Source organism: Leuconostoc sp. UCMA20149 (genome assembly GCF_030400235.1).
Classification (GTDB): Bacteria; Bacillota; Bacilli; order Lactobacillales; family Lactobacillaceae; genus Leuconostoc; species Leuconostoc pseudomesenteroides.
Map to the genome: position 1 here is coordinate 1 of NZ_VJYC01000027.1, position 10,847 is coordinate 10,847.

Annotated in this window: 11 protein-coding genes and 1 rRNA gene; 6 read left to right on the top strand and 6 right to left on the bottom strand. The window is 32.2% G+C overall.

Going from position 1 to position 10,847, the window contains the following annotated elements:
- The 3 genes from FF105_RS11195 to FF105_RS11205 all read right to left on the bottom strand — a co-directional run.
- Window positions 1-122, bottom strand: a 122-nt coding sequence (locus FF105_RS11195) for an NAD(P)-binding domain-containing protein (protein WP_290046904.1), incomplete at its 3' end; no start/stop codon positions are given.
- An 86-nt stretch (window positions 123-208) separates the two neighbouring features.
- Complete coding sequence (locus FF105_RS11200; RefSeq protein ID WP_290046895.1) at window positions 209-1,216, bottom strand: beta-propeller fold lactonase family protein; 1,008 nt, start codon at window positions 1,214-1,216, stop codon at window positions 209-211.
- An 18-nt stretch (window positions 1,217-1,234) separates the two neighbouring features.
- Window positions 1,235-2,509: a gluconate:proton symporter gene (locus tag FF105_RS11205; protein WP_290046896.1), complete on the bottom strand. Its 1,275-nt coding sequence runs from the start codon at window positions 2,507-2,509 to the stop codon at window positions 1,235-1,237.
- A 193-nt stretch (window positions 2,510-2,702) separates the two neighbouring features.
- Here FF105_RS11205 and FF105_RS11210 point away from each other — a divergent pair, with 193 nt between their 5' ends.
- From FF105_RS11210 to FF105_RS11235, 6 genes are all read left to right on the top strand, one after another.
- Window positions 2,703-3,449: an epimerase gene (locus tag FF105_RS11210; protein WP_290046897.1), complete on the top strand. Its 747-nt coding sequence runs from the start codon at window positions 2,703-2,705 to the stop codon at window positions 3,447-3,449.
- A 19-nt stretch (window positions 3,450-3,468) separates the two neighbouring features.
- Window positions 3,469-4,254, top strand: coding sequence for an SDR family oxidoreductase (locus tag FF105_RS11215; RefSeq protein WP_290046898.1), 786 nt, complete (start codon window positions 3,469-3,471; stop codon window positions 4,252-4,254).
- Between the two features lie 19 nt (window positions 4,255-4,273).
- Window positions 4,274-5,215 (top strand): phosphoglycerate dehydrogenase, encoded by a 942-nt coding sequence (locus tag FF105_RS11220; RefSeq protein WP_290046899.1) that lies wholly within the window; start codon window positions 4,274-4,276, stop codon window positions 5,213-5,215.
- Window positions 5,216-5,371: 156 nt separating this feature from the next.
- Window positions 5,372-6,373: a LacI family DNA-binding transcriptional regulator gene (locus FF105_RS11225; protein ID WP_290046900.1), complete on the top strand. Its 1,002-nt coding sequence runs from the start codon at window positions 5,372-5,374 to the stop codon at window positions 6,371-6,373.
- A gap of 157 nt (window positions 6,374-6,530) precedes the next feature.
- The gene (locus tag FF105_RS11230; RefSeq protein ID WP_290046901.1) at window positions 6,531-7,103 is read left to right on the top strand and encodes a recombinase family protein; all 573 of its coding nucleotides are present in this window, start codon (window positions 6,531-6,533) and stop codon (window positions 7,101-7,103) included.
- 166 nt (window positions 7,104-7,269) lie between these two features.
- The gene (locus tag FF105_RS11235; protein WP_290046902.1) at window positions 7,270-8,637 is read left to right on the top strand and encodes an MFS transporter; all 1,368 of its coding nucleotides are present in this window, start codon (window positions 7,270-7,272) and stop codon (window positions 8,635-8,637) included.
- Window positions 8,638-8,911: 274 nt separating this feature from the next.
- Here the strand turns inward: FF105_RS11235 and FF105_RS11240 are convergent, their stop codons facing one another.
- From FF105_RS11240 to rrf, 3 genes are all read right to left on the bottom strand, one after another.
- Window positions 8,912-10,252 (bottom strand): hypothetical protein, encoded by a 1,341-nt coding sequence (locus tag FF105_RS11240; protein ID WP_290046903.1) that lies wholly within the window; start codon window positions 10,250-10,252, stop codon window positions 8,912-8,914.
- Between the two features lie 34 nt (window positions 10,253-10,286).
- A complete protein-coding gene (locus tag FF105_RS11245; RefSeq protein ID WP_227005719.1) occupies window positions 10,287-10,616 on the bottom strand; it encodes a potassium channel family protein in 330 nt (109 codons plus the stop codon).
- 127 nt (window positions 10,617-10,743) lie between these two features.
- Window positions 10,744-10,847 (bottom strand): 5S ribosomal RNA (rrf, locus tag FF105_RS11250); the annotation flags it as partial.

Below are 10,847 nucleotides of genomic sequence, written 5' to 3' on the forward strand. Positions count from 1 at the left end.
TCATCTGTTCGCGCGCGAGACCGATTAAACACTGAAACGGTGTAACCACGTGACTCAATGTTGAGTGCCAAGTTGCGACCCATTACCGCTAAGCCAACAACGCCAAAATCTGACTGTGTCATACTATTTACCTACCTTTTTTATCTTAAAAAATTACTTGTCAATAAATACGTAATACCGAATTACAATTACTATAGTTTAATTTATTTCATGAAATAAATTTAATGCAAACCGGCATATCTACATTATCTTTCGTTGTCACATATTCTAACCTCCCATTAATTATTTCAAATATCGAAATCGAGCTGGACTTTTGATTAGCAGAAAATAAATATTTATTGGCCCTGTCGATAGCAATATCTCTGGGAAATTCGCCGAAAGAACTAATATTTTGTACTAGGTCCAATGTTAAATTACCTGATGTATAAATAATTTCAAATACAGATAGTGAATCATGTCCTCTATTTGAAACATATAGAAATTTTTTATCTGCCGATAATATAATAGCACCGCCACCATTGTATTCTAAATAGTTTCCTGGGACAGTAGATACTAGTTGTTCTAAAATCAAAGAGCCTTTAGCGTAACGTAATACTGCAACTTCACTAGACAGTTCACCTAATACAAAAATATGACAGTTATCATTAGCAATACACAAGTGTCTAGGGCCAAATCCATTTGGAAATTTATACACGTTTACCAAATTTAACAGCTTACCCGTTGCTGATATATCAAAAATAATAGCCTCATCTGTTCCTAAATCTAAAACAATCAAACGGTTATCCGGTAACAATCCAGAGTAATGAATATGAGAAGTATTCTGCTGCGGCCTTGTTCCTACTCCATTATTAATAAATATGTCTGTTAATTCGAATCTATTTTTTGATGAAAACTTGAAAATATTCAAGTTTCCACCATTATAGTTACTAGCAAGCAAAAGTTCACCTTGAATATTTATGTGCACCGGTGCAGGTGAAAATGATAAGTGTTTTTCTAAAACAGTCAATCTATTTTTTTCTAGATTATATGATCCAACACCCCCTTTGCTTTTTTCTGCCATCGCAGTATAAATATTACCAGTCTCAGATATATCAAAATATGTTGCCAAAGCAACATCTGCTAAGATAACCGGACTAGATAAATACATTGTGTCTGTATCAAAATGTAACATATAAATTCCGTGGTAGTAACTACCAAATATTAAATTTTCTTTCATAAATTTATACCTCATTAATCACTTAAACATATATAGAGCCAGTGCCACGTTTAATCCAGCTGATATCCATCCATAGGGCACACCTGTTAGTAGAAATTTCTTAACAGGAATTTTTGAGTCTTCGACTAACCATAAGTTCCACGACTGTGTAATACACGTAGATATAGCAATAGAAACAGAAGGAATTAGCATTAACGCAAAAGCAAAATATTGATTAAAAATTCCGGTTCCTGCTAAAACAGCAACTGTTGCTGAACCAGCCCCCCATACCATGAGAGGACCTCTAAACAAAGCTAATGGTGCTAATATAACTATAGATATGGCTAAAATTGTAGGACTATTAGGTACAATTGAATTTAATATATCACTAAATTTAGCCGCATTTTTAACTGCTGTTGCACTAAACATTGTCAAAAACAGAAGCATTATTATTAAGCCTGATATATCAGTTATGGCAGTTTTTATGGAATCATTAATAATTATCAGTGCATGATTATAGGTCTTTAAATTCCCAGTAATTAACAAAACTATAGCTATAGAAAGCATCAATGCAGGGATTGGTTCCCATCCAAAGGCTAAATTCATAAAGACTGGAAAAACCGGCATAATATATGATATTTTTGGCACTCTAAATGTACTTGTTAATTGATGATCACTTTTTTCACTTTCATTTTTATGAATTGTACGCGCATGTAACAAGATAAACAGAGTGACTACAGCTAGTTGGATAAACATGGCTGAGAATCCAAATTTTAAATATTTGGCACCATATAAGACATTTGGAAAAAATATCTGCAGTTGTTTAATGATCACGATATTAACGTACATAGCCGAACCAATCGATAAAGAAAAGGCAACTACTGCTATGTGCTTTGGTAATCCCAAGGAGGTTAATACTGGTATCAAAATAACAGCCAAAGCTATAACAGCTCCAACACCGTAGGAGCTGGTAAATATGAGTGAAGTTACTAAACAAATTAAAATCGACGCAATTATTGGATGTTTATAACTCACCTTGACAGCCTCATTACTAATTGCACCAGCTACCCCTGTGTCGACCAACACACGACCAAACCATGATCCAAAAATTATAACCATAATTGTAGACCCATAGTCTAAAGCTGGCTTCGAAAAAACTTCAACTATTGCGGTTTTTAAAGGAATCCCACCAATTATGGTCCATAAAATGGCCATAACTAAAAATCCCAACATAATGTTGCCACCCTTCATTACAAACACTATAAAACCTAGAAACGTTAATATCAATAATATTCCAACAATTGTATCAATCATTTTTATTCCTTTCTTTGGACGCGGTAAACCTTCGACAAAAACACTATATTACAAAGTTCACAAATAGTCAATACACTTTTATATATGAATTGTAAACGCTTACTATTGTTTTTTATAAAAAGTAGTATTATACTTTATTTATTGATTTCGGTTTACCGATTTCATTAAAAATAAAAGAAAGAGAAAATTATAAATGGTTAGCAATAACATTGTTTTAAATACTTTGATTCTCAAAAGTGAATTTGATAAAGGCATTTCTCAATCTGACATTGTTAATGATTTAATTACTAAGTTATCTGTGTCTAATATTGAAATTCGCCGAGAATTTAATGCAGAAAAAATATCAGAATTAGTAGCAATTCGTGAAATATGTTTAGAAAAAAAAATAAATCTTTTTTATTCTGTTCCCGATAATTTATTTTTAAACGAACATATCAATCCTAAATTATTTCAATACATTGGTGAATCACAATTCATAGGTGCTAAACATCTCAAGATGACATTAGGTGATTGGAACAAGAGTCTGACTAAAGAACTTGTTTATCTGTCCAAAATAATACCTACAAATATTCAATTAAATATTGAAAACGATCAAACCCTTTCAAATAGTGACATTTCTTTATTAAATAATTTTTTCGAAACAGCTGATCAAGAAAATATTAATATTGGCTTTGTTAATGACATTGGCAACTGGATTTTTACAAACCAAGATGTTTATAAATGTTCTCTCACTCTGAGACCTTTTACTCGATTTGTTCATCTTAAAAATTATCAAATCACAGGCAAACATATTAGTACTACACCTTTTGATTCTGGTGAAATAAATTGGAAAGATGTCATTAAGTTATTTTCTAATGATATTCCTATTGCGTTAGAATATCCTTCTACGTTGGGTAATATTATGACGGACATAAATATTATCCAAACGGCTAAACTATAAAAACGAGGGAAAATATATAATGGAAAAAGAAAAACAATCTTGTAATCAAAATCTATTTGATTTAACAGATAAAGTAGCGGTTATAACTGGTGGTGCTAGTGGGCTGGGATCTTACTACACGAAGGCCCTTCTATCTGCGGGAGCAAACGTTTTAATTGTTTCATATGATGATCAGGGTGTTAAAGAAATGAATACATTTGCCTCAAAAGTTGGGCGAAGAATTGAATTCTTAAAATTAGACATTACACAAGAATATGCCGCTCTAACTGTCTCATCAGAAGTGATTAAGCGGTTTGGGAAAGTTGACATTTTAATTAACAATGCCGGCATACAAATCCGAAATGATTGGCAAAATTTTCAAGACAAAGATTGGGAAAAAGTAATAAACCTTAACTTGAATGCAGTTTATTACTTATCACACGAAATTGCTAAAGTTATGGATAAACAAGTTGGAGGAAAAATTATAAATGTTGGTTCCATGCAATCATTTCGTGCTGGAAAGTTTATTTTTCCGTATACGGCCAGTAAGCATGGAGTTATTGGATTAACAAAATCTTACGCTGATGCTTTGGCACCTTTAAATATTCAGGTAAATGCTATCGCACCTGGGTATATTGATACTCCGATGACTAAAGCTCTACAAGGAAATAAGACTCGCAATGATGAAATAATTGCGCATATTCCTGCTGGTCATTGGGCTAATCCTTCTGAATTAATGGGTGCTATTATTTTCTTGGCAAGTAATGCTTCAAATTACGTTACTGGAATTACTCTCCCAGTCGATGGCGGTTACTTACTTCGTTAAAAATGAAAGGAAAATTGATATGAGTCAAACAGTCGCTATTCCGAAAGGACTATCAGAAATTGGAAAAAAATATTTAAAAGATCACAATATTGAAATCATTGAGTTGAAATCATTTTCTGATGATGAAATATTAAGTAAAGCTAAAAATGCAGATGGTATTATTTTAATGACAGATCCATTTAGTAACGATCTTGTTAGACATTTGCCAAATTTAAAAATTGTTGCTCGCCATGGAGTAGGATACGATAACATTGATCCTATTTTTCTAGAGAATAACCATATTTGGGCAACAATAACGCCTAATGCTAATGCAGAAACTGTAGCTGAAGTAACAATCGCCGAAATATTTGACCTTTCCAAAAACATTACATCTATTTCTGAAAAAATGAGACAAGGTGACTTTGAGTATAAAAACGATCACCTAGGATTCAATTTATCTGGTAAAACAATTGGCATTGCTGGTTATGGTCGCATTGGAAAAAAAGTAGCACAAAAAGCAGATGCCCTAGGTATGGATGTCATTATTTACGATCCATTTGTTACTCAATCGAATGTTGGTACACTAGTTAGTAAAAAAGACCTTCTGTTAGACTCAGATATTGTCACATTGCATATGGCAGTCACAGATGATACTAAACATTTTATAGATGGTGAAGCCTTAAAACGCATGAAATCTTCTAGCTATCTTGTCAACTTAGGCCGTGGAGCATTAGTAGATCAACCTGCACTAATTGACTCACTCAGAAATCATGAAATCAGCGGTGCTGCATTAGATGTTTTTGATCAGGAACCCCTACCATTAGATAATGACCTATACAAACTAGATAATGTATTACTGACACCTCATATTGCATCAAATACTACCAATGCTATGAACAGCATGGCATTAGATTCAGCAAAAGAAATTGTACAAGTGTTATCTAATAAATTACCTAATTGGCCAATTAATCGCGTTCAATAAAAATTTAATCATTAAGTCTTATAAACAGTAAAAAACAGTCAACAGCGTTAATAACGTTGTTGACTGTTTTTTAATTATTAAGATAGAACAATTTATGTGATAAAATTGACATATAAAATTTGTCAATCGTATATGATCAGATATAGGTAAATTAAAGTGAAAAATAATAAAACCATGCGTGACGTCGCTGAAATTGCTCAAGTTTCAAAAACTACTGTATCGAGATATATAAACGGTCACACTGAAAAAATGTCTGATAAGACACAAAGAAAAATAGAAAAAACTATTGATAAAATAGGATACCACGTTAATTCTCATGCTCAATCTCTTGCTCAAAGAAGAACTTTTTTGATTGGTATGGTTGTTGCCGACATGACAAATATGTTCTCTTCTCTATTGTTTAATGGAGCTGACGAAATAGCAAACAATCAAAACTATCAAATAATTTTAATGACCTCTAGTAATTCAGTTGATAGAGAAAAACAGCAAATTAATAAATTACTGGATATGAGAGTTGATGGCCTTATTTTACAACCAATTAAAAAGGATGCAATGCATTATAACTATATAAAATCAAGTGGAACTCCAACTGTCATTGTTGATAGAAGTATTACGTCCTCTACCTGGCCGGAAATTTTAACTGACAACTATAAATATTCTCATATTATGACGGAGTATATTTATCGGAAAGGTTATCATAAAATTGTAGTCGTAAGTGAGCAAATCGATAACAATAATGCCAGAATATCCAGAATAAAAGCCGTACAAGATGTAGCACGTAAACAAAATATAGATTTTGATATTATCGAAATGCATAATAACATGACCGATTCAGATGTCTATAATCTATTAATCGAAAAAACAAACCTTCTACAAGAAAAAGTTGCTTTATATGTCATAAAAGGTGATTTACTATTGAAAATAGTAAAAATATTAATTGCGTTTGATATCTCCTTTCCAGACAAAATTGGCATAGCAGCTTTTGATGATTGGATAATTTCAGAACTAATTAACCCTCCAATTACAACCATACGACAAGATGCGAAAAAAATGGGTCAAGTTGCAGTTTCTAACTTAATTGACATGATAGAGCATGACATTAATCCTCCAAAAGAAATAAGTATATCTAGTGAATTAATCATTCAACGTTCCTTATAAAACCAAGCATGTAATGATACTTTATTCTGATAATCAAAATATGTGATACAAACTATTTTAGTGCAAATAACTTTTAAGTATTTTGCGCTTTTTTAATGTCATGATATACTTGTATTTACATAATGCAATTTAGTTCTGCAATTTTATGAGGTGAAATATGACGATTTACGGCTACGCTAGAGTGTCTACTGCTGGACAGTCTTTGAACGAACAAAAAGAGAATCTAAAAAACTCAGGAGCTGAACTGATTTTCAGTGAAAAATATTCGGGTACAACCACCTCACGACCACAATTTGAAAAACTCGTCAATCTGATTGAACCTAATGACACATTAATCGTCACGAAGTTAGATCGTTTTGCTCGTAATACACGCGAAGCGTTGAACTTGATTGATGATCTGTTAAAAGAAAAAATAGTGATCAAGGTCTTAAATTTGGGTACGATTGATAATACCCCTATGGGTCGAATGATAGTTCGGACATTATTATCGGTTGCAGAAATGGAACGTGACATGATTATCGAACGTACACAAGCAGGCAAAGTATTTGCCAAACAGCACAATCCCAATTATAAAGAGGGAAGACCAAAGCGAAAAAAAGATAGCCGTAACACAGCCATTTTTGAATATTCTAAAACTCACACTGTTCGAAATACAGCAGAAGCTTTCAATATTTCTGCTAGGACTGTTCAATACATCAAAAAGCTTTTTAATGAAAATTATTTAAATTAGTTTGAGTTAAACCGATTCAAAGTAATATTAATCACACTATGTCTAAAATTTTAATTATCAATGATTTATCATAAATATATTTGCTACCATCATCTAAACTGGTGTAACATTAATTGTTTCATAACTTTCTTCAGATTGCTTGAAATAGATAAGGAAATTAACAATAATGATCAATAACACAGTAAACAAAACAACTATTAGTATGATTGTTGCAACAGCTTTAATGGGATTTGCTGGCATTATGAGTGAAACAGCAATGAACGTCACTTTTCCAAAATTAGTAAAGGTATTTCATTTATCTTTATCTTCAGTTCAATGGGTGACCACTATTTATTTATTATCGGTCGCTATTGTTATGACTCTGAGTTCTTACATTAATAAACGGTTCACAGAAAAAACTGCTTATTACACTAGTGTTTCTTTATTTATTCTTGGCACTATCATCGGTGCTTTAAGTCCTGACTTCACAATATTGCTAATCGGTCGTGTTTTTCAGGGTGTATCTGCCGGTTTAGCAATGCCACTGATGTTTAATATCATATTCTCTAGGATTCCCACTGAAAAGTTAGGATTGTGGATGGGATTTGCAGCCATGATTCTCAGTTTAGCACCTTCTTTAGGTCCCACATATGGTGGTTTAATGATAGATTCATTGGGTTGGAGAATGATTTTTATTTTCACGCTAATCATTCCTGCTATATCATTAGTCATAGCAATTCCTCACTACGAAAATTCAAACACTCATTCAGAGCAAATATCTTTCGATTTTCTGGCTTTTCTCCTTTTGTCGTTTTCGTTAATCACTCTGTTATTGGCGATTAATTCACTGGCACATGGATCTGCACACTATGCATTATTTATAATCTTCTCACTGTTAATAATAGGGTTTATTTGGAGAAGCTCTAAAAGTAAAAAAGAATTTCTAAATATTACAGTTTTTAAAAGTTTGAGTTTTACAATGGCTATAATTCCTTTTTTTATATTACAATTCATGAACTTAGGTGGAAATTACATCATACCAAATTATCTGCAAATAGGATTTTCAATCACCAGTACACTCGCAGGATTTTCTTTACTCCCTGGGACAGTTATTGGCGCATTGTTTAATCCACTATTCGGAAAATTTTACGACTATAAAGGTGCTAAAATTCCTTTGTTTTTCGGCCCTGTAATTGTCTTGATTTCATTGCTATTTATGCTTGTGTTTGTAAAACATATGGGATATATAACGATCATGATGTTGTATATTGTATTCACATTTGGACGAGTATTATCATTCGGCATAACTAATACAACTGCCATAGCACATACTGACAAAAATTATCGATCTGACGCCAGTGCGATATTTCAAACGTCACAGCAATTTGCCGGTGCATTAGGCACCACTACAGTTGCTTTAATAACTGATAAAAACTCAGACATCAAAATAAGCATGAGCAACACACTAGTGTTATTTATATTCTTAACCATCTTAACTTTTGTTATGTACCAAGTCATGTTTAAAACAAAGGCATACAAACGTAATAAATTTTAAACTAGTGGCACAATTTGCTAAGAAAATAGTACATTTTATCATAAGTCAATAATTCGAACTATTTTTTATCTAGGGCTGAAGTGATTAGGCTACTTTTATTTTTCAATCGGCGGGACTGATTGCTCAGAAGTCAATAAATTGGACTATTTTTTTCGGTTACTCATGTGACATTTTAGATGCGGTTGCGATTATAAAATTTTCAGTCAAACCAGTGGCTACTTGGAATTAAGTTAATGTTTTATATAGTAAATAAAAAGCGATAATCCTAAATGATTTATCGCTTTTTGCTTTGATATTTGTTATGCAACAGAAAACAATAATAACCTATCACCATAATCAATAGTATTGTTGTAGTCACATAATTCCAATTAATCATCAGTTCTCTACTATAACTACTAGGTATCCCTTTACTTGTAACCGTCAGTAACTCTTTGATAGAGTGATTATGATCTGTCACTATCAATGATCCTGTAATCATGATGATAAATTGGTAAATAATACTACCTGTACTCTGTATCGTATTTTTTACCCAAATTCGTTTATCTGATGGCAGATTATTTTGCTGTACGTAAAAATGGTTTAATTTTGAATTTAAACACCCTTTCGTTGTACTTAACACTAAGATACCCAATGAGAAAAGAGGTCTAAGAAACATCATACTGAGGCCTACCAAAATCATGGTAAAAATAGTATGATGATTGTTTTTGACTAGAACTTTATTGATGATTGGTGCGATGAATATGCCTACGACATATGGTATATAAAATCGGATAAATAAATCATCATGACCATAGTATCCAGCAACATATAAAGATGCGAATAAGAATAAATAGTTGCCTAAGGCACCATTTATGATTGCTATATAACTCAAAACATTAGGAACACGACGTTGTGGTAATCTATGAAAAAAAAGTTTTGACACAATAAGAATAATAGCTAGCAGTAATGAACCCCATATAAAATAATCAAATTGCATAATATTATTCATCAATCGACTAGATCGCAAACTAAATATTAAAACGAAAAATACTACAAATAATCCCAAATAGCGATATGAATAACTTTCTAAATCATGAGAATCTACTGCGTATTGATTAATCGTAGATATTGTCATAATAGCTATCAAGTACAAAAATGTGTAAAATACAAAAAATATAATAAAAGAATTTTTAGATGGGACAAACAGTATATATCCGATTAATATCAAAGTTAAGACAGTAAAATATTTATTTTTAGCTAAAAGTAAATGACTTTTTATATTAAGAAAATTAATTGACGTATTAGCGGTTGGTAACCAAGCAGCACTTAATCCCAGAAAAAAGGCAGAAATCATATAAAATTCCGGAAAAAAATTTCCAATTATGCCAAACATAGATCCTAATGTCCCAACGTAAAGAGAAACTTTTAGCAGACTAGCACTATTAAGCCTTGTTTTGATACCTCTAATCAAAAATATTCCGGTTGTCCGTAAGGTATAAAAAATAACAAAAGGTAAAACTGACAATACTGTATGTGTCCCGCTAATTCTCAGAAAAAACATAAACGGTAGAACAATCACCGTACTACTAATAACATTTAATCCCGAATTACCAATAGTTAAAATGTATTTTTTCATAAATACTCCCCAAAGATTTTTTAATGTGTTTCATTCAGTGTCGACGTTTATTCGTTTTAGTTGACAGATATGCTTTAGCTACTGTAGCCACAAAAATTGTCATTAAACCAATCCCTACCGTGGAGTACAACATCGTAAATACTTTTCCAAAATCCGTCACCGGATGAATGTCACCGTAACCAATCGTCGTTAAAGTAACAAAGCTTAAGTAAAAAGCGTTAAGTAGACTTAAATGTTCTACCGTACTGTAAAATAAAGCACCACTTATTAATGTCAAAAATATGACTATCAAGAGTCCTTTAGTTTCTTCTGATTTGAAAATAATCCAAAAAGAGGAAAATAATTTTTTGACTGACAATATCATTGAAATCACATTGATTCTCCCTGAAAAGTTTTTGTTCTATTGTTGAGTATGCATATTTTTTTAATCAAAGTCAATATAAAAGAGCAATCAATTCATCATTAGATTGCTCTCGTTCTTCTTATGTACGGCACCGCATCGTCCTATCCTCGCAGGAAGCGATCCTCCAACTACTTTCGGCGCTATAGAGCTTAACTTCTGTGTTCGGTATGGGAACAGGTGTGTCCTCTATGC

Coding starts and splice junctions, on each gene's coding strand:
- FF105_RS11245 (WP_227005719.1), bottom strand. CDS start 10,616: ATGATATTGTCAGTCAAAAAATTATTTTCCTCTTTTTGGATTATTTTC.
- FF105_RS11210 (WP_290046897.1), top strand. CDS start 2,703: ATGGTTAGCAATAACATTGTTTTAAATACTTTGATTCTCAAAAGTGAA.
- FF105_RS11235 (WP_290046902.1), top strand. CDS start 7,270: ATGATCAATAACACAGTAAACAAAACAACTATTAGTATGATTGTTGCA.
- FF105_RS11215 (WP_290046898.1), top strand. CDS start 3,469: ATGGAAAAAGAAAAACAATCTTGTAATCAAAATCTATTTGATTTAACA.
- FF105_RS11200 (WP_290046895.1), bottom strand. CDS start 1,216: ATGAAAGAAAATTTAATATTTGGTAGTTACTACCACGGAATTTATATG.
- FF105_RS11230 (WP_290046901.1), top strand. CDS start 6,531: ATGACGATTTACGGCTACGCTAGAGTGTCTACTGCTGGACAGTCTTTG.
- FF105_RS11240 (WP_290046903.1), bottom strand. CDS start 10,252: ATGAAAAAATACATTTTAACTATTGGTAATTCGGGATTAAATGTTATT.
- FF105_RS11205 (WP_290046896.1), bottom strand. CDS start 2,509: ATGATTGATACAATTGTTGGAATATTATTGATATTAACGTTTCTAGGT.
- FF105_RS11220 (WP_290046899.1), top strand. CDS start 4,274: ATGAGTCAAACAGTCGCTATTCCGAAAGGACTATCAGAAATTGGAAAA.